Below are 25,226 nucleotides of genomic sequence, written 5' to 3' on the forward strand. Positions count from 1 at the left end.
GTCTCGGCGTTTTTCCTAGGTACGTGGCGAGAAGGCTTTCCGCGGTTGTGCTCCTCCTCTTGGTGGTTTTCTCGGTAGCTGAGAGCTCCGGGTCTCCGGGGGTCGAGGTTACAGGCTTAACAGTCAAGGTCGGGACTCTAGTAGGCGGCGTGTTTGTCGAGAGGCCTAACAGGACTGTGAACGCCGGGGAGAAGGTCGCCGTCAAGGTCGTAGTGGAGGTGCGCGGGGATGCGGGCACGAGGTACGAGGGGAGCCTCAAGCTGTCCGTAGCCAACCCCCTCGGAGTAGTCGTGGGCGAAGACTCCAGGAACTGGTCCTCCACCCTCCGGGGCGCTGGCGAGGAGTGGGAGTTCACGTTCGTCTACGAGTTTCCCCCCTCCGCCCTGAGGGGGTACTACAACGTCGACGTCTCGGTGAAGGTTTTGAACAGCGTTTCCCGCGGGAGGGTCTCCTTCTTCTACAGGGGGCTCGTCGATAGGAGGAACGTCGTGAACGTTACCTACGTGCTCGTGCTAGAGGGCACGGGGGAAGTCGGGGAGCTGAGGGTAGCGCTCCCCCAGGCCGACTCCATGACCTTCGCCGCCGGCCCGGTAGTGTCGCCTAGGCCTTCGAGGGTAGAGAAGGACGAGCTCGGCAACGTGTACGCGGTTTACGAGAAGGTAGCCGAGGGGGCGTTCAGGAAGGAGTTCAAAGTCAGCTTCGTAGGGGTGCAGGAAGTCAGTCTGGTGAGCGCCGACGCGCCTATAGACTCTCTCAGAAGCCTCCCGCCCGGGCTCGAGGAGTTCCTGCGCCCGTCCCCGTACATAGAGAGCGATAGCCCGGAGATAGTCGAGGTTGCCAGGAGGCTTTCGTCGGGCGTCTCCACGGTGCGCCAGCTAGCGTCGAGGATAGCGGACTACGTCTCCTCGACTCTCAGGTACAACGACGCCCTCAGGAGCATAAGGGACTCCTGGAGCCTAGGAGCCCTCTGGGCTCTCCACGCGAAGCAGGGCATGTGCCTCCAGTTCGCCCGGCTGTACGTCGCCATAGCGCGTGCCGCGGGGCTACCAGCCAGGGTCGTCGAGGGGCTCGTGGTTACGCCGCCCGGAGGCTCCTCCTCGTACCTCCACGCGTACGCCGAGTTCTACCTGCCGGGCTACGGGTGGGTGCCCGTAGAGCCGCAACTCCCCGGGAGGTACGTGGGGCTCGTCCCTCCTGTCCCCGGGTACGTCCCGCTGGTCAAGGGGCTTGGGGAGGAGAGGGCGGGCTCCCGGGACTCTGTGAGCACGCAGTTTACCTACTCGTACCGCTTGTACCCCTACGAGGGGTTGTCGGGGAGCGTGAAGCTATCAGTGAAGTACCCGAGAGAGCTACTCTACGGCGACCTGATCAAGGTCAACGTCAGCGTGGAGCCTAGGGACGCGGTATCGGAGGTCGCCGTCACCGCCCCTAACGGCTCGCGCTACGAGTACAGGCTCGTAGGCCCCGGGAGCGTAGTCCTCGCGGCGAGCGACGCGGGCAACTGGACCGTCGAGGTGTTCTCGATGAGGCAGGGCTACCTGCCAGCCTACACCGTTGCAGTCGTACCGGTAAGGCCGCGTCCCATCAAGCTTTCCGTCGAGGTCGAAGGACTACCCCTCCTCGGCAGGCCAGCTTTCATAGTCAGAGTGAGCCCCCCTGTACCCGGCATAACCGTAGCTGTGAACTCCTCCAACTGCCTCTACTACGAGGCTCGGACCCTGGAGACGAACTCCTCCGGCGTCGCCGTCTACGAGCCCCCGGTACTCCTGTGCCCGGCTACCATCGAGTTCCGGGCGAGGGGGAGGGGATACACGGAGGCGGTAGAGGTTTACCAGTACGACTACTCGCGCCTAGTCCCCCTATACGCGCTAATCCTGCTCGTCGCAGTCCTGCTCGTAGCCGTGCGTGCAATACGCAAAAAGCATTAATCTTGGCTTGGCGATTGAGGTTTGGGATGACGAACAGCCGGAGGGCTTACGGAGCCGTGAAGAGTGCGGCCGTAGCTGATCCGTAAAGCTTTTTTAGAGAGTTCTCGTGGCTAGATCCGTGAGGGTACTGGTAACCGGTGGCGCCGGCTTCATCGGTAGCCACCTCGTCGAAAGGCTCGTTGCGCGCGGCTACGAGGTCGTCGTGCTCGACAACCTGTCCTCGGGCTCCCTGGAGAACCTGAGGAGCGTGCTCGGAGACGTTGAGTTTGTCCGAGGGGACGTGAGGAGCCGGGAGGACGTCGAGAAGGCTCTTCGGGGCGTGGACGCGGTTTTCCACTTCGCCGCGAACCCCGAGGTCAGGGTTGGCGATCCCCGGGAGCACTTCGAGCACAACGTTTTCGCTACGTTCAACGTGCTTGAAGCTATGAGGAGGCTCGGCGTGTCGGACATAGTGTTCGCTTCTTCGAGCACCGTTTACGGCGACGCCGAGAAGTTGCCGACACCGGAGGACTACGGCCCCCTGAAGCCCATATCCGTGTACGGTGCCTCGAAGCTCGCGTGCGAGGCGCTCATATCCAGCTACACGCACACGTTCGGCTTCAAGGGGGTTGCGCTTCGCTACGCGAACGTCGTGGGACCGAGGGCTACGAGAGGCGTGGTGAAGGACTTCGTCAGGAAGCTGAGGGAGAACCCCCGGGTCCTCGAGATACTCGGCGACGGGACCCAGAGGAAGAGCTACGTCTGGATAGAGGACGCGGTCGAGGCAACCCTGCTGGCCTGGGAGAGGACGGGCGAGGGCTTCGAGGCATACAACGTGGGGAGCGAGGACGCCATAACGGTGAGGGAGGTTGCCGACATAGTGGTCAGCGCGATGGGCTTGTCGAACGTTGAGTACAGGTTCACCGGTGGCGTGATGGGAGGCAGGGGGTGGGTGGGGGACGTTAAGAACATGCACCTAGATATAGGCAAGCTGAAAAAGCTCGGGTGGAGCCCGAGGTACACGAGCAGGGACGCGGTGAGGCTCGCCACTCTCGAAGCGATTAAAGGCGGCTAAGCGCTACTTCTCCCCCAGTGCCCGCTTGAATGCATCGAAGACGGCGAGGAAGCCCTCCGCGGTTATCGTGCCTTCGTGCTTGTACATCCTGGTTATCTTCCCGTTTTCTCGTACCAGGAAGACGAGAGTGGGGGATACGTGTACGTCGAATATCTCGAAGAGCCTCTTCGCGGTCTCCGAGCGGCAGGATCTCGCGAACCAGTCGCACAGGACAACAACGAACGTAGCGCCGCTTAGCTCCTTGGTGAGCTTGAACCACGTCTCGTTGAATTTCCTGCACGCCCCGCACATCGTGTTGCTAAAGTAGACTACGTAGAAGCCGTCGGCGTCCAGGGGGATCTTCTCCGAGAGTACCCAGCGCCCAGCCCCGTACACGTAGACTCCGTTCTGCGACAGCCCCTCCTCAAGCCTCTCCGTACCTCTCACCCCGTGAACTCCTTGAGGAGCGGCTGGTAAACAGAGTTTGCTACCGTTGCCTTAAGCACGAAGTCCAGCGCTATCAAGACGAGCGCGTAGAGCAATAGCCTCCTAGCCTCGTCCTCCACGACGAGCCTTCTCTGGGAAAACACCAGCACCGCGATTCTCGACAGCGCGACTCCCAGGAAAACGTAGCCGACGACCCTCAGGACGGCGTAGACTTGCCACGAAAGGAGGGCTACCTGCAGGAGGTAGCCCGGCTTCGCATGGGCGAGCAGGACGCCGACGTAGTAGTTCATGTAGTTCAGCAGGATAGCGCCCATGAGGAGCCCCAGCAACCCGGCGGAGGCGGCGGTAGCCGCGGCGAACAACGCTACCTCGCGTAGCTTCGGGATTAGAAAGAGGCTGATGTCCCCCTCCGCGCCCCTCCCGGTGGCTATCCACTCGAACATCTCCTTAACGTAGCTCTCCCCGTTAATCACTCTCGCCGACGCCCAGCCTCTCGAGTTATAGGACGCGGCAATAACTGGTAGCGACACCGAGACAGCCCACACCAGGACGGTCAGCGCCGCTACCCATAGCCTCCCGCCCCTCACGTGCCTGAAGAAGAAGGGGTAGACGGCGGCCACCTGGAGCGCTGGTAGCAGTAGCTGGTTAACCGCGGCGAGCTCGAGCCCCAAGTAGGTGGCAACAGCACCGAGGGACGCCACGGTCACTACTTCTTCGAGTAGCCGCGCGCGCGGCGCTGTCTTCTCGCTGAAAGGCTTAAACCCAGCCATGGTTCGCCACGGTTGAAAGAAGAGTATAAAGCATTAAAAACTTGCTAGCGAAAAAGCAAAGCTTTTTAGCGCATCCCGGGTATAACTTCCAATGTACGCGGTTCAGGTAGAGAATCTGACCAAGGTTTTCGGGAACTTCCAGGCGCTGAGAGGGGTTAGCTTCGCCGTCGAGGAGGGCGAGGTTTTCGGGTTGATAGGCCCTAACGGTGCCGGGAAGACGACTACCTTCAGGATACTCGCGGGGCTCCTACCCCCGACTTCCGGCAAGGTCCTCGTGCTCGGCAAGGCGCCCGGCTCCCCTGAGCTCAAGAGGGTGGTAACCTACCTGCCGGAGGACGCCGGCACTTACAGGAACCTCACGGGCTACGAGTTCCTCAGAATGGTCTCCGAGCTTTACTTCGGGAGAAGCAGGGAGGCCGAGGAGGCCTTGGAGCTCGGGGTCAAGATAGCGTCGCTGGGCGAGAAGATACACGAGAAGATGAAGGGGTACAGCAAGGGGATGAAAAGGAGGATACAGGTAGCCAGGGCCCTCATGGTGAAGCCGCGCCTAGCCATACTGGACGAGCCCACCGTGGGGCTGGACGTCGTGCACGCGAAGGAGATAAGGACACTGATCAAGGAATTCGCCAGGGAGCACGGCTCCACGATCCTCCTATCGAGCCACAACATGCTCGAAGTGGAGGATGTCTGCGGCGAGGTCGCGATAATCGATCGGGGGGTGGTGCTCCTGCAGGGCAAGGTGAGGGATCTCCTCAGCGAGCACGGGGCGCGCAACCTGGAAGAGCTGTTCTTCATGGTCGCCGGTAGGGGTGAGGCGATGTGATGCGTATACGCGTGCTGGTAGCCAAGGAGGTTAAGGACACGCTCCGCGACCCCCGGATAATAATCCCCTTCGTAATATCGGCCCTTATCCTGCCAGTAATAGGGCTCGCGGTCTCCATACCCATGAAGGCCGCCGTGCAACAGGCCGTCGAGGGCGCGAAGGTAGTAGCGGTCATCGACTTGGACCGCACGGCGTACAGCAGGGAGTTCGTCGAATGGCTGCGCTCTAAGCTCAGCGTTGTAGAGCTACCGGCGGACTACGCGGGCAACGTTGAGAAAGCCGCGGAAGCGGCTTCGGCGAAGGGGGCTAGTGTCATCCTGGTGCTGGACAAGGGCTTCGGCGAGAGCCTCTCGGCGCGCAGGAGGGCGGAGGTACGCGTTATAAGCGTCGTAGACGAGATATACTTCCTCGCGGGGGTAGAGTCCAGCTCGGTTCAACGGCTGGTAGACGACTTCGCTCTCTCGAAGATCCTCGAGGGAACGGGCATTGCGCCGGGGGTTGTTCGGAGGCCCGTGAACTTCTCGGAGGAGACGTACGTCAAGGCGAAGGGGGTGGCGTTGCCGTACCCGCCAGCCGCTCTCGCTGGGATCTCGATGTCCGTGATGCTTGTACCCATGATAGTCCTCTCGATGGCTATGGTTGTCATGCAGATGTCCGCCACCTCGGCGGCAGTCGAGAACGAGGAGAAAACGCTGGAAACGCTCCTCACGCTTCCCGTGACTAGCACCGAGATACTGCTCTCGAAGCTTGCCGGCATGTTCATAGTATCGCTCGTGGGGTCGGCGCTCGAAGTCATAGGCCTAGTGCTCTACCTCCAAACCTTCGCCTGGGCTATGACGGGACCATCAGCCGCGGAAGGTCTCCTCGGCTCCGCGGGGGGTCTTTCCCAGTTCGTCGGAACCGGGGACGTAGCCCTCCTGGCCGCAAGCCTCGTGCTCTCCCTCCTCTTCTCGGCCGCTATCGGCGTGATGGTCGGCGCGCTGAGCAAAGACGTGAGAATTGCGAGCACGTTGATGAGCCCTATAGCCATGCTCGTACTAATACCAGGCTACATCGTGGCGTTTGCCCCCTCGAGGTTCCTCGGAGTCTACCTGAAAACCCTACTCTACGTGGTCCCGGTGACCCAGCCGGTAGTGATGTCCAGGGATATCATCGGCGCACGGGTACCGCCGGAGGCGCCCCTCTACCTCCTCGCCTCGTTGACTCTATCCCTAGCGGTGATGTACCTGGCGGGCAAGTTCTTCTCGCTGGAGACACTGTCATCCCTGCAGTACAGGGTCGAGCGGATAGCATCGAGGCTTAAGCGGAAATAGAGGGATACCTAGAATAACGAGTGTATTTTCTTCCCTGAAAACGATCTAATCTCTGTGAAGATAAAAGCATTTCCACGAAAGTTTATTAGAAGTAATAGTTGAACAGTAACACGCTATGAGCCAGAAAAAAGGCCTGCAGAAGACCACAGCGATACTGCTCGTAGTAGTCCTGCTGGTAGGGCTACTAGCCGGCTACTTCATAGGAGTTTCCACTGCGCCGAAAGCCCCCGCGGAGGAGGTAGTGCCCAAATCCCAGTACGAGCAGCTACAGAAGGAGCTCGAGTCCGTAAAGGCTCAGCTACAGCAGATGGCCGCGCAGCAGGGCAAGCCTGTCGAGATAGTAATCACCGCGTGGACTCAGGGGCCCGAAAGGGAGTCGATATACAGGCAGCTGAACCTCGTAGAAGCGGCTAACAGGCTGAACCAGATATTCAAGGTGGTGGGCGTCCCGGCGACTGTCAAGGTTGAGGGAGACTTCTCCACGGCGTCTTGGACGGATTACAGGAAGAAGGTATTCCTGGCGCTTGAAGGCGGGACGGGGCCCTGCATATTCCAGATGGAGCACGTGTGGTCTGCGGTTCTCGCTGAGAACGGGTGGATAATCCCGCTCGACGACTACGTGAAGAAGTACTGGAACTGGACGTACTATGACATCATCCCCGGCCTATGGTCCTCCGTGACCTACAAGGGGAAGATATGGGGCATTCCGCAGGACACGGAGGCCAGGCCGATCTACTTCAACAAGCTCCTCCTCAAGAAGCTCGGGTGGACCGACGAGCAGATAAACGCACTCCCTGAGAAGATCAGAAGGGGCGAGTTCACGCTCCAGGACATGTTGATGGTAGCGAAGGAGGCTGTCGACAAGGGAGTCGTGGCGCCTGGCTACGGCATCTGGCACCGCCCGACTGCTGGCCCTGACTGGCCCATAGTATACCTGGCATTCGGAGGCAAGCTTTACGACGAGACCAGCGGGAAGCTAGTAGCGGACATGAAGGTTTGGAAGAAGGTCTTCGACTGGTTCTACGCGGCCTCGATGCAGAAGTATAAGGTGATAACGGATAAGATGACGTCGCTCGACTGGAACAGGGACGTTCACCCAACAATAGTAGCCGGTAAAGTATTGTTCTGGATGGGAGGAACGTGGCACAAGGGGCAGTGGGTCGGCTCCTTCAACCTCTCCGAGAGCAAGTTCTGGGAAATGTTCGGCTTCGCCCTCTACCCCGCAGGCGAGCCGGGACTTAAGCCTGTCACCCTCTCGCAACCACAGGCTTACTTCATCTCGAAGACATGCAAGTACCCGGAGATCGCGTTCCTCATAATAACCCTGGCTACCGACCCCTACCTCAACTCGTTGCACGCCGTTAAAAGCGCACACCTAGCGATAATGTACCGGCAGCTGTCCGACCCTGTATACACGAAGGACAAGTTCCTCGCTATGACGGGCTACATGGTAGAGTACGCGCAGTACCAGCCGATGCACCCGAGATGGGGAGACTACAACACGATAATATTCAATACGATAAAGGGTATCGAGACAGGGCAGTTCGACGCCGACCAGGCTCTGCAGGTCTTCAAGCAGAACCTCCAGTCCACGCTTGGCGATAACGTAATAATAAAAGAATAAATAAAAAAATGTATTTTTTTGGTGATGAAGTATGGTGCGGCTTTCTAGGAGGATGTCGAAATACCTCGTCATGGCGCTCTTCCTCCTTCCCGCCGCGGCGATCATAGTGCTTTTCCTAGTCGTACCCTCCGTACTCACTATCCTAATCTCTTTAACAAACCTTGACTACAGGTTTAAGTGGGAGTGGGTCGGTCTCTCTAACTACCAGACGTTCGTCTCGGATCCTAACACGCCGATATTCGTTAGGAACACCATAATATACGTTACCGGTACCCTCGCTTTCAACGTCGGGGTCGGCCTCCTTCTTGCGCTTCTCTCCACGCACGTTCACGATGCGCTAGGAACCTTCATGAGGGCTGCCTGGTACCTGCCGAGGGTTCTTCCGAGCGTTATATGGGCTTTCGTAATGATGTGGATATTCTCACCTATGGATACGGGCTTCCTGAACTCGTTGCTGAAGAGCGCTGGCCTCTCGCCGGTACCCTGGACCTTCAAGTATTACTGGCCCTTCCTCTACATAGTTAACGGCTTTATAGGGTGTAGCCTGGGAATGGTCATCTTCAGTAGCGCGATCAAGTCGATACCCCAGGACCTCATAGTCGCCGCCAAGGTTGACGGTGCGTCAGGTCTGACGATCGTGAGGAGGATAATACTGCCCCTAATCAAGTGGCACATAGCCTTCGTGGTCGCCTACCAGACCCTCTCCCTGCTAGCCTCCTTCGAGTACATACTGCTCACCCTGGACGGGGGACCGGGCTACTACTCCACGGAGGTCATGATCCTGCAAGCGTACCACCTGGCGTTCGGGCAGTACCTCGCCGCCATGAGGTACGGCTACGCCGCAGTCTTCGTGACAATACTCCTGGTGATAGGCCTTGTCCTCTCGGTAGTGTACTGGAAGGTCTTCCGCCTGCATAAACTTATGGCGGAGCCTGTGCTCGAGTGAGGTGGTGTGCATGAAGATTAGGAGCCTAGCTCTGCACATGATCGCTCTGGCAGTAGCTGTTATACCGCTAGTGCCCCTCGTCCTACTGTTAGCGCTCGCATTCAGCGAAAGCCAGGTTGACATAAGGGGCTTCACGCTGAGGAACTTCGACTTTCTGAGAAACGGGGTTCTCTTCGCGGAGGATCCTGTGTACAGCAAGCTCTACCCGAATGTGTATACGGTAGCCTTCAACACTTTCCTCCTCGCGCTAGGAAACATGCTTATCGTAGTGTTGATATCCTCCATGGCTGGGTACATAATCTCGAGGTACAGCTTCAAGGGTAGGAGCGCCCTCCTGGGATCCTTCCTCGTCATACACGGCGTGCCGGCATCTGTTTTGCTGATTGCGCTGTACTACATGCTGAAATCCATGGGTCTGCTCAATACTCTGCTCGGAGTGGTACTCGTAAAGGTGGCCGTGGACCTGCCTCTTGGAGTCTGGGTGCTGAAAGGCTTCTACGACAGCATTCCGTGGGACATAGAGATAGCTAGCCTGGTAGACGGCTCTAGCAGGCTGGGCGCCTTCTTCCGCGTTATGCTACCGCTCGTCAAGCCGGGGATATTCGCCGTGGGTCTTTTCTCCTTCCTTAGCGGGTGGGGTGAGTACATCTTCGTGTACACGTTCATCCAGTCCTCGACGAACTGGACGTTCTCGCTTCTAATACGGAGCCTCATCGGGGAGATGGGAGGCATAAACCTCGCGCTGATAGCCGCGCTGAGCATAATTTATCTAATACCAGTCATCGTGATATTCGTGGTCGGTGAAAAGTACTTAGTGAGAGTCACGGTAGGCGGTGTAAAGGGGTGAGGGGGAATGGTTAGGGTTGTACTGGAAAACGTCTCGAAAACCTTTAAGGGAGGAGTAAACGCCGTGAAGAACCTCAACCTCACGATTAACGACAAGGAGTTCATGGTCCTTCTGGGACCCTCGGGTTGCGGCAAGACCACCACTCTCCTCATGATCGCGGGAGTATACAAGCCGACGAGCGGCTACATATACTTCGACGACAGGATAGTGAACGACCTCGAACCGAAGGATCGCAACGTAGGCATGGTCTTCCAGAGCTACGCCCTCTACCCGCACATGACCGTCTACGAGAACATCGCCTTCCCGCTGAAGCTGAAGAAGCTCCCGAAGGGGGAGATAGACAGGAGAGTGAAGGAGGTAGCCTCAATGCTTAGGATCGACAACCTGCTGGACAGGTACCCGAGGCAGCTGAGCGGCGGGCAACAGCAGAGAGTAGCGCTCGCGAGGGCTATAGCCAAGCAACCCGACATCTTCCTGATGGACGAGCCCCTCAGCAACCTCGACGCGAAGATACGCGTCGAAGTGAGGGCTGAGCTGAAGAGGCTTCAGAGAGAGCTCGGTATAACAACGATCTACGTTACCCACGACCAAGCGGAAGCGCTAAGCCTGGCCGACAGGATAGCCGTAATGAACGAGGGCGTCCTCCAGCAGGTAGGCACCCCGGACGACCTCTACAACAGGCCCGCGAACACCTTCGTTGCAGGCTTCATAGGCTCGCCTGCCGCCAACCTGGTGGACGCCGACGTAGTCGAGGCCGGCGGGGAGTACTACCTGGAGATGCTCGGGTCGAGGTTTAAGTTACCGAGCGACCTAGCGGCGATCGTCAAGGGTGAGAGCAGGGTCATCTTCATGGTGAGACCGGAGGACGTGAAGGTCGTCGAGGGTCAGGGCTTCCTCGTGTACTCCGTCGAGTGGCTGGGAAGGGAGGCTTTAGCGCACGTAAGGGCCCCCGACGGCACGTTGCTCAGAGTGCTACTCCCGCCGGAGTCGAAGCTCACAATAGGCGCGGAGGTATCGGTAACCTTTAACTACGCCAAGGTGCACGTGTACAAACCCTCGGGCGAGCTCATAGCTTAAGACCCGGTTTAAAGAGGCTCTTTCTCGCGCGTCCCGCGAGTATTTATACCTCTTAGACTCTAGAGCGGAGGTGGTAGCGGTTGGAGTGGGAGCGCCTGCTCAGCTTGAGGCACCTTCCGCGGACTGGCTGGGTTCTGCGCGGAGTCCCAGCATCCATAGCGGAGACAGTCGCCGACCACTCGTTTCTCACAGCCCTCGTAGCGATCGACGTAGCCCGCCGCGCCAGGGAGCGGGGCTTCGAACTCGAACTCGAGAAGGTTCTAGCAATGAGCATTCTCCACGACGTGGCCGAAGCGGTTACGGGGGACGTCGTGAGGTACGTCAAGCAGCTGGACGAGGAGCTGTTCGGAAAAGCGGAGGAAGAGGCCCTCCGGAGCCTCGGGCTCGGGGCGTACAGCGCCCTACTCGCAGAGCTGAGGAGGCTTGAGAGCCCGGAAGCCCTGGTCGTCAAAGCGAGCGACGACCTGGCTACGATAATAGAGGGCTCCAGGCTCCTCAGGCAGGGATACGCGGGGGTTGAAGAGATACTGGACAATGTGTGCAGGCACGTTGAAGAACTCTCGGCGAGGGCGAGGAGAGAGTTCGGGGACTCTCTGGCCGACGCCGTAGAGGCTGTCCTCAAGGATTCGGGAGCCTACTGCCCTCCACGCTCCCAGCCGCGGCGCGGGGAAAGCTTACCCTAAAGTATTTTAGGGGAGTGGGTTTTCTGAGGCTCGTGCTGAGAAGCCTGGCTCACGCGCTGGAAGCCGCGCGCGTATGGGCAGTAGCGATGTACGCGGTGTACGGCCTGCCGGTGCTGATCCTAGCTTCGAAAAGCCCCGGCTTCGACGCGGTCATGGCTGTCTACGGGCTTGCAGGCGGGGGCCTCATAGAAGCGTGGACCCACCTCGTGAACGACTACTTCGACTTCGTACACGGGGTAGACTTGCCGGGAGTCTCGGGGACGACGGTCTACAGGAAGCACCTGTTGGTGGAGGGGTATCCTCGGGCTAAGCTCCTCCGGTTGCTCGTAGTCCTCGCCGGGGTCGTACTGTTGATGGCATTCGTAGCCGCGGCTGTGGGCCGACCCTACGCTGTGGCTCTGGCGGCGGCCGGGCTTTTCCTCGGCTACGCGTACACGGGTCCCCCGTTTACCTTCAAGTACCGCGCCTTGGGGCACGTCAACCTGCTAGCCGGCTGGTGGCTCGTAAACACGCCGGCACTCTACTACATGGCTACGGGGTCTTTCTCCGCGAAGCCTCTCCTCGTCTCGTTGCCGGGAATACTACTCGTAATCGCTGTTCTGATGGGCGACAACATCCGGGACCTGGAGGTCGACCGGAGGGCCGGGGTAAGGACGCTTGAGGTTATCCTCGGGAAAAAGCCCTCGAGGATACTGTTCGCGGTATACGTGGCCTCGGCTTACGCCGCCCAGCTAGCCCTATCGCTCTTGCTCGGCGCCGGTATGCTTCTACCGCTCCTCTCGCTACCTCTCCTGCCAAGCGCCGTGAAAGCCGTGATGAGCGACCCTCCGCCGCCGAACACCGACCCCCTCGTGGCTAGGCTTACGCTCACGTTCTGCGCCCTGGAGTCCCTCGCGCTATGGGTGTACGTATGAGCAGGGTTCTGCCCTGGTACGTCCCGCCCACGCTCTTCGTGCGGCAGGTTTTATCCGCGGCGACCGTCCGGAGTGCTACGGGTTGGTCTCCCGGCTCGCGGTGGGTGAAGTCGCTGTCCTCCCTGCTGAGAAGCGCCAACGGGGCTAAAGCCATGGGGTGTTTCGGCTACGCCCCGCACCCCGTCTACGAGGTGACTGCCGCGTGCAACTTGAGGTGTGCGCACTGCCACGCGTCCGCCGGGAGGCCTTACCCCGGGGAGCTCGACACCGAGGGCGCGAAGAGGGTTATAGAGAGCCTCACGACCGTGAAGGACTTCAGAACCCTCGTCTTCACGGGCGGGGAGCCCCTCGTGAGGAAGGACATATGGGAGCTGACCAGGCACGCGGTAGACCTGGGCTTCGGGGTCGTATTCGCAACGAACGGGGTTCTCGTCAGCGAGAGTGTCGCCGCCGAGATGCGGAGGCTGGGCGTCCTGGGCGCAGCCGTGAGCCTGGACTCTTCAAGGCCGCTTGTACACGACAAGCTGAGAGGCGTCCCGGGCGCCTGGAGGGGAGCGGTGAGGGGGATCAAGAACCTCTTGAAAGAGGGCCTATACGTGCAGGTAAACATAACCGCGAACAGGCTTAACGTCGACGAAATAGAGGATGTAGTGAGACTCGCAGACTCGCTGGGCTCCCACGTGATCTTTCTCTACACGTTCGTCTCCGTGGGGAGAGGATCGTCCAACGACTGGCTCTCCTTAACCCCGGAGGAATTCGTAAAGCTCTCCAGGAGGATCCTAAAGGTTCAGGGAGAGGTGCAGAGCCTAATCATACCAGTCGCCATGCCGTGGTACTTCCCCCTCCTCCTGCAGGAAGCCCGGCTCAAACCCGAGGTGGCGTCGAGGTGGGTATCCGGGTGCATAGCGGCTAGGGGGATGTTCTACGTAAAGCCCAACGGGGACGCCTGGCCCTGCGCCTTCATACCCGTCTCAGGGGGAAACGTCGCCCGGCAACCAGCCATCGAGGTGTGGGAGGGAGACCTCTTCAAGGCGATACGGAACAGGGAGAACCTCGAGGAGCCCTGCAGGAGTTGCAGGTTCAGGGAGGTCTGCGGAGGGTGCAGGTCGAGAGCCTACCTAGCAACCGGGAGACTGACAGCCCCAGACCCGCTGTGCCCCCTCGTGCGCCGAAGGCTAAGCACCTCAACGGCACCGAGCGGTCCACTACAGCCCGCCGCCAAGAGCGGCGAGCCTAACTAGGAGACCCGCGAGGACGTACCTGACGCGCCACCTTTACAGCGAGACCATAGTCGAGGAGCCCCTTAAAGCTGTGGGTAAAGTTGCTTATCACTCACAGCACTCCCAGTTTCCCGCTTGCGATGCACAAAGAAAAAGATCTTCTAGCTAGGTTAGCCCTGACTTACTTCTGAACTTTTAACATATGCTGTGTACGATGATTGTCCATAGGTATACGCTGTGCCTCCACACCGTGGAGTAGTGTATCCTTTAACCTCGCTGTAAAAATAATGGGTTACTATGAGAGGTTCGTAGCCATATTCTTTCCTGGGATCCAAGTAGAATATAGCAGAGGGCTCGACACGCCAAGTCGTGTCGGTAACGTGCTGGCAGGGACTATGGATCCACTTTACAATGCCAGTGTCCACGTCAACGGAGGAAGTATAGCTCATCTGATTTGGGTTATAGCTTACCGACACTCTAGCGATTACACCACTAACTTCAGCGGATACCTCATAGCTAATGCTACTAACACACGTCATAGCATTTATAGGCCCCATGTCGTCGAAAACCTGGCCCGGGAATGTATCCGTGTGTCCATCTATCTCCGTTTTGGCCTTGTGGAGAGCCCAGTTAGCGTATGGGCAGGCTCCGCACCAAGTCGTAGCCCCATAACCTGTGGTGAGATGGTTCACATAAATCAGGAACCATTTGTAGAAGACTTCGCCAACCCTCTCTCCGTAATAGTAGTATTCACTTTTAGCTTGGAGTTTACCAACGTTGTTGTTGCAATATTTGATATAATAGGTTTTCCAATCGATAGATCCTACGTATTTAAAGCCGTTGACCTCAGTTATACTATAGTGCTTAACCTCACCGTCAACTATGCCTAAATCAATCAACCAGTTAAGTAGCTCTGCTATGTCTCTTTCAAGGTCTTCTTCTATGCTCTCTATAACTAGGTATTCCGGAACTAGTAGATCGCCTTGACTCCTACGAGTGATAATCGAGAATAACTTAACATCGGCGGGCAGTTCTAGGTTTGGAGTTTTATTACTAAATGGTTCGCCTCCAATGTAAAGCGATAATTCGTTTAGAAAGAAGTCTCTGCCAACAAGCTCTATGAATTTATTGCCAGCATCGGAACCATAACAGGCAACAGGTTTTCTAAGTCTAACAGTGTCTTTCACGAGCTCCCTATACCTCACCCCTATGGATCCAGCCCAGTCCGAGTCTATTAGAACTACATCACTCCACTCTATCCCGCTTCTATCAAGTACACTGGATACCTTTACGTTCAGTCCTAGCTTATGCAGTGCACTCTCAGCTTTACCGGTCCTATCACCAACGCCGATCACGTAAACATTTACGGTTTTCCTCCACTTAGCATCTTGGACCAGGTGGGTATTATTGCTGTCTTTCCAATAGCCGCCGTTACAATGTGCATATTCGCTAAACGCTTGCTGAAAGCCATTGTATAGAGCTAACGAGGCTACGAGAATCAATACGAGAACAGCCAATAAGAGCGCGCGCCCTACGCTCTTAACATGAGTCATTTTTTCCCTTAAGGAAAATATCGCGCTACATAGTTAAATACTTTTCGCTACGCGAAGTGCACAGCTAGCACCCTGCTCCTTAGGACTGCGGGAACCAGTCTTCAGCGCTTGGGGGGCGTTGCCGGCGCGCGTTAATTTTAGCCTCTGAATTTCCTTAGCTTCTCGAGGTCTTCTAACGCGCGTATTTTCAGGATAGACGCTAAACCAGGCATTCTTTCGACGATTATCTGGCCGCTACTAAGGATTCTGTATGTAAAGGCTGGCGGTGCGTAATCAAGGAGCTGAACGTCCAGGGCAATATCTATCTTTAAAGCCTCCTGGAGCCTATCTCTAAGCCTATCAACATAGAACACTGTATCCATGAACGGTAGTTTATGGCCGAGGTAGACAGCTATATCTATGTCCCTGAAGATATCTGACGATATAAAACCACCGTGAACCACAGCTATTAAAACCTCTGGTCTATCCATAAGGAGTTGGGCTATTCTCGCTATGATCTCCCTCCTAGCATCCCATGGAATAAACCTAGGTCTTCTAAGCTTTTCTTCAAGGATCCTTAGTTTCGACATACCTTAATACCTCATCGATAAATTCTCTTACAGCTTTAGTACCACTCCCCTTGGCCTCATTTAAAATTCTTGCATCATCTATAGCCCAATACCTGTGCACAATGATATTTCTTAAACTAGCTAGTTTAGCCATTTTCATTGCTGTTTCCATGCTGACAACCCCCTTTTCGCCCAGCTTCAAGAATGCTTCTGCATAGCTTTCCGGGGAAATCCTAAACTCCTTTTCGAGTATTGCTATAGCTATATCGGCTAGGCTTTCAACAATCAGAACTATCGAAATACCTTAGACTAAAACGCATCGTCCTATTTGCAAGAACCCTGCTAGGTTCTAAGCTACATATTGCTTCAATCTCTTTTAATGCCTCTTCAGCGTCTTTAAGCATTGAATGCACGAATTCCCTATCCACTCCTACCATGCGTTAACACCCATGGCAAGCTTATATTAGTACCTCCAGTACACGTCGTAATAACTAGTGCTTAGCCTCACTGTTCGCTGAATGCTAAATTATTTTCTCTGAATCGTGCGCGAAGTGCACAACTAGCACCCTGCTCCTTAGGACTACGGGAACCAGTCCTCAGCGCTTAGAGGGGCGTCGCCGGCATCAACCCACCTCCTCCTCTCGATGAACCTCCAGAACCTCCACCGGTAGCTCTTCGCGCTTCCCGGCGGGCAGAGGAGCTCGCCGGGCGGCATGTCGACTTTAAGCTCTCTAAGCGTGGATAGGAGCGCCGCTCTCTTCTCGTGCGAGAACTGCCCGACAAGGATCGCCCTGTTCTTGTCTACCAGCGCGAAGTGCGCGCCCGGGAGGCGGACCAGTATGCGCGCAGCGGGGGCGGAGCGCCAGCCCTCCAGCAGGTAGACGCCGACGGGCTCCGTGTCCGAGTAGCGGTAGGCGTAGTTCCCGTTCCAGTGTGGCAACACGTGTTTTTTCACGTGGCGGTTCAATGTCTGCGCGGTGAGCCTCGGGAGGTCCGGGTCCAGGGACCTAGACGACTCGTAAGCCTTCCTGAACGTGGCGAGCGGGGACGTAAGCTTACCCGAGATCACCGCCAGGTCTACCTTGTCGGGCCTTACCCTAGCGCCCCCCTCCTCGGGTAAGTCCATCAAGTCCATTACGCCGGGGTAGCTCAGGGGGCTGAACCCGTAACCCGCCTTTTCGAGTAGCTCGTCGGGAGTCCAGAAGCTGTACTCGAGCGCCTCCACCACTGTCACCGGTTTAAGCCTGTCTAGGAGCGCGTCAACCCGTTGCTCGTCTACGAGAGCCACCACGAGGAACAGCTTCTCCAGCCCCTCCAGGGGGTACACCTTCAGGACGAAGGGGTAGGCCTCCGGGCTCCTCTCCGATAGTACACCCACGAACCTGAGGCCTAGCGCCCGGAAGTCGAACCTCCACCTCAGCCTCCAAGGAGTGCCCGGCCCTAGGAGGGTCTTCCTGAGCGCGCGGATGGGGAGCCCCGTCGCCCTAGCCAGCCCAGATAGGCTTCTCGCAAACCTAAGCGCGGAGAACAGGGAGGCGTCGCTACCCTGCGGCAAGGTTGCTACCCTCTCAGCGCTTCGTAGATGCCGCTCCTTATCAGGGAGACTGCCAGCACTGCTAGGAGTAGCGAGAAAATCCTCGAGAGAACGAGGATCGTGTTCTTACCAGCCTTCTCCAGGAGCACGTTGCTCTTCGTCAGAATGAGGTAGCTTGCAAGCGTGTTGAGGGCTATGCTCACCAGGGTTGGGAGGAGGCCGTAGACGCTGTTAAGGTACATGACCATGTAGATAGCCCCGGGGCCCGCCAGTAGCGGGGTCGCCATCGGGACTACGGCGAGGTCCTCGCTCCTCAAGGCCTCGGCCTCCACGCGCCCGAAAACCCCCTGCAGCGCTATGATCAACAGGAGGAGCCCTCCGGCTATCTTGAAGTCCGTGAACGATACGCCGTAGTACTGGAAGAAGGGGTAGCCGAATACCGCGAAGAAAACCAGTAGCGCCGAGGCCACGGCTACCGATTTCTCGAATATCTTGATCCTCTCCTCCCTCCCCATGCCGGACGTCAGGGAGTAGAAGATCGGTATGTTACCAATGCTGTCCACCACGATGAACAGCATCAGGAACGTATCCCATAGCTCCTTCAAGCTCTCGACCACGAAGCCCACCGCGCGTGTTAGGCGCGCTTTCTTAAAAATATCATGATACACCCAGTTTCCCCAGCACTTCGGACAAGTCGAAGGACTCCTGGGCCCTCACCCACGCCTCCTCCACGTAGAACTTAACCGCCAGCCTCAACGCCTCCCTGTCTATGGGTAGGACCTCCTCGTCCCCCCTCAGGTAGTTGGCCAGGGAAAGGGCGGCGGCCAGCTGTAGCGCCCTTCTCTCTAGCCTGAGGGAGAACGGCAGGACCCCTACCTCCCCTAACGCCTCGAACACCTTTTCGCGCGCTTCCCCCACGGCTTCCAGCTCCTTCTCCGTCAGGAGGACTTTCCTGCGCTTAACGCCCTCCACCCTAACCCTCCCCGTCGACACGGAGTACACAAGCGTCAAGTGGTCGCGTATCTTGGGCGCCATCTCCGCCATCTTCCGCGTCGAGATACCCAGCATTAGCCTCCTCTGGCTCTCGGCGAGCTCCCTGTACTTCTCCTTCGTGAGCCTGTGAAGCCTGCACAGCATCCTGTCCTCTATCGCGTTGAAGTTCGGGTCCTTAACTGTGACCTCGTAGCCCCTCTCGAAGACGTGCGTATTGTAGTTCACGCTGAAGAAAGAGTCGAACTTGTAGGGGCCAACCCTGTAGGTCCGGGTCTCGTAGAATATCTCGCCCCCCTCCATCGCGAGCTTCAAAGGCTCCACCATTCCCTTGTACTTGAACCAGTCGTTGAACTCCGTCACTATGAAGTTAAACCTTCTACCGACGTAGGCCTCTCCGATCGCTATGAACATCGCGGGCGTCATCCCGCCGCAGTACCTGTTGATCCCCGGTATCCCGTGCGGAGGCACGCCGAGCTTCTCGTTGCCGAGTATGAAGTCCTTCGTGGCGAAGGTCTTCCCGGTGCCCGGCTCGCCGAACAGCGCCAGGTTGAAGCCCGTGCTCAAAGCCTTGTGGCCATCCTCGGTGACTATGTCCACGTCCGCGAGGGAGTACTGCTGCGCTAGAGTCAGTAGCTCGTCGAAGAAGACGACCCGCCCGAAGAGGTCCACCAGGTAGCCTTCGAGCTCGCCCACCGAGAACTTCTCCCCGAAGTCCAGCACCTCGTCCAGCCTCTCCCTAAGCAGCGTCCTAACGTAGTTGTCCAGCTCCTCCTCGCGCCTCAACACCTCGAGGAACTCCTCCTCAGCCTGCCGCGTGCTAAACCTCCTCAAGCCGCCTGCCTCGTACCTGGCAAGCGCCGCCGCCACGAAGGGCCTAATCTCCTCCGGTATCTTCCAAAGCTTCTCCTCCCGGTCCCCCGCCTCCCACACGAGCCCCCACCTGTCGCGTAGCTCCGCGAGGATACGCGCGGGGTACACGCGCTCGCCGAGTATCTCCGAGGCCTTAGCGGCTACGTAGCCGAAGGGCGCCTCGTGGGCGTCCAGAAGAGCCTTAAGAACAGCGTAAGCCTTTAAACCGTGAATCCTGACAGCCTCGTGGACAGCCCTCTCAACAGCCCCGCTCGAATCCTCGAAGAGTAGCTCGCCGTTCCTAACAGTGTAGTACCTCCCCCGGAAGTCGTAGATACCCCTGTACGGCGAGTACATCAACATGTGCTTCAACTGCTCGTCTGTAACCACGCGGGCAATCTCCTCTATGGTCTTAGGCTGGTCGAGCACCCCGAGCCCTAGAACCTCCCTCAAAACCTTAACCCTGAAGGCGTTTGGAGGAGGACCGTCCAGCTGCGGGAGGAACCTCCTCAGCAACAGTACGCGCTCGGAGAACTTCTCGTCGCCCGCTCCACCCTCGCCCATACATCGCCTCAATGGTTATGGGTAAGAGAGGTATAAAGCTTATGCGTACAATTAGCCGACGTAGACGCTGCCAACTCTCTCTTCGGCGGCTATTTTATGCAACTGTTCGTCTCCCGTATAGAACTCCTCGGCTCCTACGTATTTCGCCGAGACGAGCTGAAGAGCGTCAGCCTCGTAGACGTGGTATTTCTCCACTATGCGCCAAGTCTCTATTAGTAGCTTGGTCCTAACGGGAACTATTTTCAGAAGCCTCAGCTTTAACAGTCTTATAGTCTCGCCCAGGAACTGAAACCTCGCTTTCTCGTAATCCTCCCTGCTCAGCCACCCCCGCCTGTAGTACTTATCCAGGACCCCTAAAACCTCGCCTATATTCCATGCCGAAAAAGAGAGAGTGCTCTCTCCGTTCAGCGCCTTGTAGTACACTCTGCTGACGACCTCGCTACCGGGCTCAAGTACGTAGCGCTTAACTACGGCGCTAGAGTCCAAGTAGACCACGGTCAAAGCCTAGCCCCCCTTAGCTCCCTGACAGCTTCCCCTGCGTTCGTAGCCACTCTGGGCTTAACGGGAGTAACGTCCAGCGGCACCTCCCCCTCTCCCAGCAGTTTTTCTAAAGCTTTAACTACGAGCACATCGCTGACCTCCTCCTCTAAAGCTTCCTCTATGGCGCGGCTAAGAGCCCTCAAACCTCTCTCGCTACCAACCCTAGATTTGAACTCCTCCCAAAGCTCGCTGTCGACCGTGATGCTCGTTTTCACCTTTCTCATGTGTAACTATGTAAGGGTTGGAGTAATTACTCTAATAAAGTTTACTGTATACTCTTCGCTGGGTAGATCGGCTCGGAGGCTAGCCTGTCTAAAGGTATAAAACGCTCACAGAGCAAAGCCTAACAAGCCTCCCGGGCAATCCCAGCCTTTTGAAGGCTTTAATTTATGCTTGTGGGAAATCTATAAACGCAGTTATCGCTACAAAAAGCCGCGGGGAAGGGCCTTGAGGGGACTACTAGCCTTACTAGTGGCCTTAGCCGTGTCCGCGGCTTTGATCAGCGTTGCTGTAGCCCTCGGAAGCCTACCCTACCTCGCTGGCCCCCCACCGCCTCCCAAGCCTCCGGCCCCCGCCGCGCACCCAGAGGGATCCGGGAGGCTACTCACGCGGGAGGAGAAGGAAACCCTACTATCGGTTTTGCGGAGGGATAGCTTCCTCGCCCCATACCTTTCCCGCTCGAACTGGACCGTCAAAAACCTCGACCAGCTCCGCGTATACCCGGGAAGCAAGGTCGAGGCTCTGGTAGAGCTCGCTGAGCCTCAGTGGATCGAGGGCTTAGAGACGCCGAAGTACAGGGCTAGCATGTGGGCGCGCACACTGATAGTCACGGTTAACCTCACGGCTGGGCGTGTAGAGAGGGTGGAGGCAGTGCCTACGCGGCCACCCCGCGATACCCCCTTGAGCCCCAGGCTGGAGGAGGCTAGGAGGGTGGCTGCGAGCCACAGACTCGTACAGTCGCTGGGTCCCAGCGTGAACCTGTACCTCGTCGCGGTGTACCACAGCGGGGAGTACCCGGGAGGGCTCGCGGTTTTCAGCGCCTTCTCCGATAAGGGCGAGGTGCTGGTAGCCGTGGATCTGGCAACCATGACCGTCGTGGAGAGGTACACGTCTCCTGTGTATACTCCGTGAGGTGACGGGTATGGCTTTGGGGAGAAGGCTTCTCTCCCTGATCGTTGTTTCGTGCATAGTTCTCTCGCTGAGGGTCGCCAGCGGGGGCTTAACGGCTCTCTGGGTTACAAGCACCGGTTTCTACAACTACGACTTCAAGAGCCAGGTTGTCAGTAGCAGTAACGTCGACTGGCCTGTAACCATGGTTTTCTACGGGAACGCCGACGTGAACAAGGTTAAGAACATATTCTTCGGCTTAACGATACTCGCTAACCCCATGTACGCGTATATCTACAGCAACGGCTGGGTCTGGGACACGGATCGGGGCACTAAGGGCGTAGTATACAGCAACTACCTCAACGGGTACGTCTACCTACACATGAGGGTGTACGCACCGAACCCACCGGACTACATCTACGACCCCGCCTGGGGTAAGTACGTCATTGGAACTACGCACTACGACGAGTACCCGCTCGAGAGCTGGAGCGGCTACCCCGAGTACGCCGAGCACGACTTCGCGGCTATAGCAAGGAGCAAGGGCTACACGGTGTACCAAGACTGGGCGTACTTCTACAACGACCAGGGTAGCCCGGGTAGCATAACTTACAACGACGGGTACGCAACGGCGGTATACGTCCCCTAGACTATTTTTCCCTTTTCTCTTTCTGTCTTAACTGTAGCAGGCTCAGCGTCTTGGCTAGGTGGGTACTTTCTCCTCGGGCGGCGGTGTCCAGTTCTTCGTAAGCTCGGCGAGTCTTCTGAATACTCCCGGCTCGCCTCTGAAGCGTTGCTTCAACTCTTCGAGTATCGAGATTAGCTCGTCGTACGTCTTCCTGTCCACGGGGAACGGTACCCCGTCCTTTCCCCCCACCGCGTACGCGAACTTGAAGGGGTCCACTTGGTGCGTTACGGGGTCGCGCCACGACGGGGGCGTCTCGTATACGAGCTCGGCGACTAGCGCGAGCGCCCTTATAGCTGAGGGCCCCACGGCTTTCGCGGCGAGAATATCCCTGAAGCTCTCCACGCCCCTGCCTGCGAGCGATGCTAGAGCCTCGCGGCTTAGGGAGGGCTTGCCCAGGCGCCTCATCCTCTCGCGCAGGGACCGCGCCTTCTCGGCGCTGTAGGGCGCGTAGCTGACGAGCGGGCTGTAGCCTTCCAGAACGCGGAGCGCTTCGCTCACGAGGCGTTCAAGCCTGGAGGCCCCCTCACCTACGAGGTCGACTACCAGCCTGCGGAACTCCCCCGCCTCGGCGGCTACCGTGTTGAGCGCGAAGGGCTCCCTGAACCCATGGATGCCGCTGTGAGGCTCGACGGTGACGTCGCCCACGCGCTCCGAGAACCAGTGGTACCTCCTAGCAGTGCGAGTAGAAGGCTTCATACCCTGCTGGACGACAGCCCACCTGCCCTCCTCGTCGAAGAAGAACGCGTGGTGGTACAGCTGGTAGCCGGCCTGTAGCGCCGCGCTGTCCACCTTCGCGACGAGGTAGGAGGTGGACACGAGCCCCGACGGGTCAAGCCCGTACTTCTCGGCGTGGAGCCTTATCTCCTCGGGGGCCTTCCTGCTCGAAGAGCCCTTCCCACCGCAAGCCTTTACCCCCAGCTCCCTCTCCTCCAGCACTTTCTTCAGCACGGCCGTAGTCACCGTCGTCGAGCCCGAGCTGTCCCAGTCCATGCCTATTATGTTGTTGATAGCCTGGAAGTACACCGGGTCGGCTAACCTTTCGAGAAGGCCCCGCGTACCGTACTCCTCGACTATCATCTCTACGAGGATCCCCGCTAGCCTCTCCATCCTGGCTATGAGCCAGCGGGGGACGCTCCCGTCGTGCAGAGGCAGCTCTGCTACCCCGGTCTTCATGCTTCGCTAAGATGTGCAAAAACGGGGATAAATACTGATTCTCGAGTTGCCCGAAAGTTTACTGCTACACCGCGAGGATGTAGATCGCTGCCAGCACGAGCCCGACGGCGATTATCTTCTTCACTGTGAGTTCCTCGTGGAGGATTAGGACGGAGAGTAGGACTACGAACGCGAGGCTAGACTTGTCCACCAGCGATACGGGCGTTGTCTCCCCCTTCTGCAACGCGAGGAAGTAGAGGACCCAGGAGGCGCCCCCCGCGATCCCGCTCAGGAGTATGTAGAGGGCCTCCCTGGAGGTTATGGTCGATACGAAGCCTGTACCCCTGAACGCTAGCATCATCCCGACGGCGAACAGCATCATCACCACGGACCGCAGAGCAGTGGCTGTGATGGAGTCAACGTTCTGCAGGCCGATCTTAGCGAAGATCGTGGCGAGCGCGGCGAAGAATGCGTCCAGGAGTGCGAGCAGGAACCACTCGTTCATGCCCATCGCTCACCGGGGAGGTGCGGGGGGATATTAGTCAATCGGTTAAGAGAGTCCTAGACAACGGTGTACCTTACCTTGACCCCGACAACCTCCCTCTCCACGCCGAGCACCTTGATCCGCCCAACCTCCCTCGTGTTCGAGACGTGGGTACCGGTGCAAGGCATCGCGTTCACCCCGGGGATCTCGACGACCCGGTACTCCTCGGAGGGCGGGAGCCTGGAGACGTTGGGGGCGTTGTATATGTGGGCTTGTAGCTCTCCCCGAGGTACGAACTTCACGGCGACGCTCAACCCCCTCTCTACGACCTTGTTCGCCTCCTCCTCCAGCCTGTACGCGTCGGGCGGCTCGCTCACGCTGTACACGAGGTAGGCCTCCGGGGGCCCGTGGAAAGCGTCAAGCGTCTCGACGAGCCGCCCGTAAAGCCTGAGCATCGCGTAGTCCAGTATGTGTCCAGCGGTGTGTAGCCTCATCACTAAGTACCTCTTCTCCCAGTTCAGCTCGCACCGCACGGTGTCTCCTACCTCCAAGCTTCCAGCCTCGATCCTCCCCCAGTGCCTGATCCTACCTCTATCCCTGATCGCTTTCTTCACCGCGAAGGCGCCGCGGGGCGAGACTATAGAGCCCTCGTCCGAGGGTTGTCCGCCGCCGAGCGGGTGGAAGATCGTCCTGTCCAGCTCCACGTAGGCCTTAGACCCCTTGAGAAGCTCGACCCCTGTAACCGTGGCCTCGCAGCTCCTCAAGTAGGAGTCCCTCAGAAAGAGCTCCTCGGTCAGCGGGCACCACCTCTCAGGGCAGGGCCCTAGCGATAACAACGATCTCGGAGCTCGACTCCGTGAAGGGTTTCCCGGAGTAGTCCTCGAACGTCTTTACGAGCTCGAAACCGCTCTCCCTAAGCACGTGGACTATCTCTCTCAGCGTGAAGAGCCTTAGCTTCAAGGAGTGCTTGAAGACATCTATCTCGCCTTTAGCGAGGTCAAGTATCGACCACTGTATCTCGGCGTAGGCAACCTGGTCCAGGAAGTCCACCCTCCAGTTTTCCTCCTTTATTGCCAGTTGCGAGCCGGACTTCCTGAAGCTTGAGAACGGAGTCTCGTAGTAGACCCTCTTCTCAAGCACCCCGACAAGGCTCCAGGTGTCGAACACGAATACAGAGCCGGGCTTGATTGCCCTCCTAACGGAGCGCAGGAAGCCGAGTAGGGACTCGTCGTCCACGAAGTAGCTCACAACGCCGTACATCGCTATAGCTGCGTCGAACTCCGAGTTGAAGCCGAGCTTAGTCGCGTCCGAGAGTATGAACTCGACGTTCGTCATTTCCCGAGCCTTCGACCTCGCTACTTCCAGCATGTTCTGCGAGATATCCACCCCGACGGCCCTGTACCCCCTCCTACCGAGCTCGATCGTGTGGAGACCAGTTCCGCAGCCAACGTCCAGAACGCTCTTCACGGGTATCAGCGAGTAGTCTCTGAACACTCTTTCGAGGAAGTCTACCTCCGCGCCTATATCCCTGTGAGAGTACAGTAAGTCGTAGTACAACGCGTAAGAATCGTCCTTTATCACGGCATACTTAA

Annotated in this window: 28 protein-coding genes; 13 read left to right on the forward strand and 15 right to left on the reverse strand. The window is 57.9% G+C overall.

Annotation, left to right across the window (positions count from 1 at the left end):
* The first annotated feature begins 23 nt into the window (after nucleotides 1–23).
* Nucleotides 24–1,928: a transglutaminase-like domain-containing protein gene (locus tag TPEN_RS06005; RefSeq protein ID WP_011752831.1), complete on the forward strand. Its 1,905-nt coding sequence runs from the start codon at nucleotides 24–26 to the stop codon at nucleotides 1,926–1,928.
* Between the two features lie 118 nt (nucleotides 1,929–2,046).
* Nucleotides 2,047–2,982 (forward strand): NAD-dependent epimerase/dehydratase family protein, encoded by a 936-nt coding sequence (locus TPEN_RS06010; RefSeq protein WP_052885216.1) that lies wholly within the window; start codon nucleotides 2,047–2,049, stop codon nucleotides 2,980–2,982.
* 3 nt (nucleotides 2,983–2,985) lie between these two features.
* Here the strand turns inward: TPEN_RS06010 and TPEN_RS06015 are convergent, their stop codons facing one another.
* Both TPEN_RS06015 and TPEN_RS06020 read right to left on the reverse strand, forming a co-directional pair.
* Nucleotides 2,986–3,408, reverse strand: a complete 423-nt coding sequence (locus TPEN_RS06015; protein ID WP_011752833.1) for a TlpA family protein disulfide reductase — start codon at nucleotides 3,406–3,408, stop codon at nucleotides 2,986–2,988.
* A complete protein-coding gene (locus TPEN_RS06020) occupies nucleotides 3,405–4,178 on the reverse strand; it encodes a hypothetical protein (RefSeq protein ID WP_011752834.1) in 774 nt (257 codons plus the stop codon). The genes TPEN_RS06015 and TPEN_RS06020 overlap by 4 nt, the downstream gene beginning before the upstream one ends.
* A gap of 91 nt (nucleotides 4,179–4,269) precedes the next feature.
* Between TPEN_RS06020 and TPEN_RS06025 the strand changes: the two genes are divergently transcribed.
* The 9 genes from TPEN_RS06025 (at nucleotide 4,270) to TPEN_RS06065 (ending at nucleotide 13,646) form a co-directional block, all read left to right on the forward strand.
* Entirely contained in the window at nucleotides 4,270–5,001 is a 732-nt protein-coding gene (locus TPEN_RS06025) for an ABC transporter ATP-binding protein (RefSeq protein WP_011752835.1), read from the forward strand.
* Nucleotides 5,001–6,314, forward strand: coding sequence for an ABC transporter permease (locus TPEN_RS06030; RefSeq protein WP_011752836.1), 1,314 nt, complete (start codon nucleotides 5,001–5,003; stop codon nucleotides 6,312–6,314). Before TPEN_RS06025 ends, TPEN_RS06030 begins: the two co-directional genes overlap by 1 nt.
* 115 nt (nucleotides 6,315–6,429) lie before the next feature.
* Entirely contained in the window at nucleotides 6,430–7,938 is a 1,509-nt protein-coding gene (locus TPEN_RS06035; RefSeq protein ID WP_011752837.1) for an ABC transporter substrate-binding protein, read from the forward strand.
* A gap of 31 nt (nucleotides 7,939–7,969) precedes the next feature.
* Nucleotides 7,970–8,884, forward strand: a complete 915-nt coding sequence (locus tag TPEN_RS06040; RefSeq protein ID WP_011752838.1) for a carbohydrate ABC transporter permease — start codon at nucleotides 7,970–7,972, stop codon at nucleotides 8,882–8,884.
* 10 nt (nucleotides 8,885–8,894) lie between these two features.
* Entirely contained in the window at nucleotides 8,895–9,731 is an 837-nt protein-coding gene (locus tag TPEN_RS06045; RefSeq protein ID WP_011752839.1) for a carbohydrate ABC transporter permease, read from the forward strand.
* A gap of 6 nt (nucleotides 9,732–9,737) precedes the next feature.
* Nucleotides 9,738–10,808: an ABC transporter ATP-binding protein gene (locus tag TPEN_RS06050; RefSeq protein WP_011752840.1), complete on the forward strand. Its 1,071-nt coding sequence runs from the start codon at nucleotides 9,738–9,740 to the stop codon at nucleotides 10,806–10,808.
* 80 nt (nucleotides 10,809–10,888) lie between these two features.
* On the forward strand, nucleotides 10,889–11,491 hold the full coding sequence (locus tag TPEN_RS06055) for an HD domain-containing protein (protein ID WP_011752841.1): 603 nt from the start codon (nucleotides 10,889–10,891) through the stop codon (nucleotides 11,489–11,491).
* Between the two features lie 14 nt (nucleotides 11,492–11,505).
* Nucleotides 11,506–12,405, forward strand: coding sequence for a prenyltransferase (locus TPEN_RS06060; protein ID WP_011752842.1), 900 nt, complete (start codon nucleotides 11,506–11,508; stop codon nucleotides 12,403–12,405).
* Complete coding sequence (locus TPEN_RS06065; RefSeq protein ID WP_052885218.1) at nucleotides 12,402–13,646, forward strand: radical SAM/SPASM domain-containing protein; 1,245 nt, start codon at nucleotides 12,402–12,404, stop codon at nucleotides 13,644–13,646. The genes TPEN_RS06060 and TPEN_RS06065 overlap by 4 nt, the downstream gene beginning before the upstream one ends.
* 149 nt (nucleotides 13,647–13,795) lie before the next feature.
* Here TPEN_RS06065 and TPEN_RS06070 read toward each other — a convergent pair whose 3' ends face one another.
* From TPEN_RS06070 to TPEN_RS06100, 9 genes are all read right to left on the reverse strand, one after another.
* Complete coding sequence (locus TPEN_RS06070; protein ID WP_011752844.1) at nucleotides 13,796–15,178, reverse strand: hypothetical protein; 1,383 nt, start codon at nucleotides 15,176–15,178, stop codon at nucleotides 13,796–13,798.
* Nucleotides 15,179–15,315: 137 nt separating this feature from the next.
* Entirely contained in the window at nucleotides 15,316–15,747 is a 432-nt protein-coding gene (locus TPEN_RS06075) for a nucleotidyltransferase domain-containing protein (RefSeq protein WP_011752845.1), read from the reverse strand.
* Nucleotides 15,725–16,027, reverse strand: a complete 303-nt coding sequence (gene hepT, locus TPEN_RS09860; protein ID WP_148677986.1) for a type VII toxin-antitoxin system HepT family RNase toxin — start codon at nucleotides 16,025–16,027, stop codon at nucleotides 15,725–15,727. The genes TPEN_RS06075 and hepT overlap by 23 nt, the downstream gene beginning before the upstream one ends.
* Nucleotides 16,005–16,163, reverse strand: coding sequence for a hypothetical protein (locus TPEN_RS09990; RefSeq protein WP_187146314.1), 159 nt, complete (start codon nucleotides 16,161–16,163; stop codon nucleotides 16,005–16,007). Before TPEN_RS09990 ends, hepT begins: the two co-directional genes overlap by 23 nt.
* Before the next feature lie 143 nt (nucleotides 16,164–16,306).
* Complete coding sequence (locus tag TPEN_RS06080) at nucleotides 16,307–17,281, reverse strand: hypothetical protein (protein ID WP_011752847.1); 975 nt, start codon at nucleotides 17,279–17,281, stop codon at nucleotides 16,307–16,309.
* Between the two features lie 5 nt (nucleotides 17,282–17,286).
* Nucleotides 17,287–17,886: a MarC family protein gene (locus TPEN_RS06085; protein ID WP_052885219.1), complete on the reverse strand. Its 600-nt coding sequence runs from the start codon at nucleotides 17,884–17,886 to the stop codon at nucleotides 17,287–17,289.
* A 31-nt stretch (nucleotides 17,887–17,917) separates the two neighbouring features.
* Nucleotides 17,918–19,666: a hypothetical protein gene (locus TPEN_RS06090; protein WP_011752849.1), complete on the reverse strand. Its 1,749-nt coding sequence runs from the start codon at nucleotides 19,664–19,666 to the stop codon at nucleotides 17,918–17,920.
* 51 nt (nucleotides 19,667–19,717) lie between these two features.
* The gene (locus tag TPEN_RS06095; protein ID WP_245534194.1) at nucleotides 19,718–20,161 is read right to left on the reverse strand and encodes a type II toxin-antitoxin system VapC family toxin; all 444 of its coding nucleotides are present in this window, start codon (nucleotides 20,159–20,161) and stop codon (nucleotides 19,718–19,720) included.
* A gap of 2 nt (nucleotides 20,162–20,163) precedes the next feature.
* The gene (locus tag TPEN_RS06100; protein WP_011752851.1) at nucleotides 20,164–20,430 is read right to left on the reverse strand and encodes a hypothetical protein; all 267 of its coding nucleotides are present in this window, start codon (nucleotides 20,428–20,430) and stop codon (nucleotides 20,164–20,166) included.
* A gap of 223 nt (nucleotides 20,431–20,653) precedes the next feature.
* Between TPEN_RS06100 and TPEN_RS06105 the strand changes: the two genes are divergently transcribed.
* Entirely contained in the window at nucleotides 20,654–21,337 is a 684-nt protein-coding gene (locus TPEN_RS06105; protein ID WP_011752852.1) for a hypothetical protein, read from the forward strand.
* A gap of 10 nt (nucleotides 21,338–21,347) precedes the next feature.
* Nucleotides 21,348–21,959 (forward strand): hypothetical protein, encoded by a 612-nt coding sequence (locus tag TPEN_RS06110; RefSeq protein ID WP_011752853.1) that lies wholly within the window; start codon nucleotides 21,348–21,350, stop codon nucleotides 21,957–21,959.
* 54 nt (nucleotides 21,960–22,013) lie between these two features.
* Here TPEN_RS06110 and TPEN_RS06115 read toward each other — a convergent pair whose 3' ends face one another.
* From TPEN_RS06115 to TPEN_RS06130, 4 genes are all read right to left on the reverse strand, one after another.
* Nucleotides 22,014–23,171, reverse strand: coding sequence for a DUF763 domain-containing protein (locus TPEN_RS06115; protein ID WP_011752854.1), 1,158 nt, complete (start codon nucleotides 23,169–23,171; stop codon nucleotides 22,014–22,016).
* A 64-nt stretch (nucleotides 23,172–23,235) separates the two neighbouring features.
* A complete protein-coding gene (locus TPEN_RS06120) occupies nucleotides 23,236–23,661 on the reverse strand; it encodes an EamA family transporter (protein WP_245534146.1) in 426 nt (141 codons plus the stop codon).
* Nucleotides 23,662–23,711: 50 nt separating this feature from the next.
* The gene (locus TPEN_RS06125; RefSeq protein ID WP_219729826.1) at nucleotides 23,712–24,398 is read right to left on the reverse strand and encodes an alanyl-tRNA editing protein; all 687 of its coding nucleotides are present in this window, start codon (nucleotides 24,396–24,398) and stop codon (nucleotides 23,712–23,714) included.
* Between the two features lie 46 nt (nucleotides 24,399–24,444).
* Nucleotides 24,445–25,215, reverse strand: coding sequence for a class I SAM-dependent DNA methyltransferase (locus TPEN_RS06130; protein WP_011752857.1), 771 nt, complete (start codon nucleotides 25,213–25,215; stop codon nucleotides 24,445–24,447).
* Nucleotides 25,216–25,226: the final 11 nt, after the last annotated feature.

The sequence above is a fragment of the Thermofilum pendens Hrk 5 genome (genome assembly GCF_000015225.1).
Classification (GTDB): domain Archaea; phylum Thermoproteota; class Thermoprotei; order Thermofilales; family Thermofilaceae; genus Thermofilum; species Thermofilum pendens.

Bases quoted from the DNA above. Each gene is read 5' to 3' on its own strand.
- TPEN_RS06020 (WP_011752834.1), bottom strand. From the start codon at position 4,178: ATGGCTGGGTTTAAGCCTTTCAGCGAGAAGACAGCGCCGCGCGCGCGG.
- TPEN_RS06025 (WP_011752835.1), top strand. From the start codon at position 4,270: ATGTACGCGGTTCAGGTAGAGAATCTGACCAAGGTTTTCGGGAACTTC.
- TPEN_RS06030 (WP_011752836.1), top strand. From the start codon at position 5,001: ATGCGTATACGCGTGCTGGTAGCCAAGGAGGTTAAGGACACGCTCCGC.
- TPEN_RS06035 (WP_011752837.1), top strand. From the start codon at position 6,430: ATGAGCCAGAAAAAAGGCCTGCAGAAGACCACAGCGATACTGCTCGTA.
- TPEN_RS06040 (WP_011752838.1), top strand. From the start codon at position 7,970: ATGGTGCGGCTTTCTAGGAGGATGTCGAAATACCTCGTCATGGCGCTC.
- TPEN_RS06045 (WP_011752839.1), top strand. From the start codon at position 8,895: ATGAAGATTAGGAGCCTAGCTCTGCACATGATCGCTCTGGCAGTAGCT.
- TPEN_RS06050 (WP_011752840.1), top strand. From the start codon at position 9,738: ATGGTTAGGGTTGTACTGGAAAACGTCTCGAAAACCTTTAAGGGAGGA.
- TPEN_RS06065 (WP_052885218.1), top strand. From the start codon at position 12,402: ATGAGCAGGGTTCTGCCCTGGTACGTCCCGCCCACGCTCTTCGTGCGG.
- TPEN_RS06070 (WP_011752844.1), bottom strand. From the start codon at position 15,178: ATGACTCATGTTAAGAGCGTAGGGCGCGCGCTCTTATTGGCTGTTCTC.
- TPEN_RS06075 (WP_011752845.1), bottom strand. From the start codon at position 15,747: ATGTCGAAACTAAGGATCCTTGAAGAAAAGCTTAGAAGACCTAGGTTT.
- TPEN_RS09990 (WP_187146314.1), bottom strand. From the start codon at position 16,163: ATGGTAGGAGTGGATAGGGAATTCGTGCATTCAATGCTTAAAGACGCT.
- TPEN_RS06090 (WP_011752849.1), bottom strand. From the start codon at position 19,666: ATGGGCGAGGGTGGAGCGGGCGACGAGAAGTTCTCCGAGCGCGTACTG.
- TPEN_RS06100 (WP_011752851.1), bottom strand. From the start codon at position 20,430: ATGAGAAAGGTGAAAACGAGCATCACGGTCGACAGCGAGCTTTGGGAG.
- TPEN_RS06110 (WP_011752853.1), top strand. From the start codon at position 21,348: ATGGCTTTGGGGAGAAGGCTTCTCTCCCTGATCGTTGTTTCGTGCATA.
- TPEN_RS06115 (WP_011752854.1), bottom strand. From the start codon at position 23,171: ATGAAGACCGGGGTAGCAGAGCTGCCTCTGCACGACGGGAGCGTCCCC.
- TPEN_RS06120 (WP_245534146.1), bottom strand. From the start codon at position 23,661: ATGGGCATGAACGAGTGGTTCCTGCTCGCACTCCTGGACGCATTCTTC.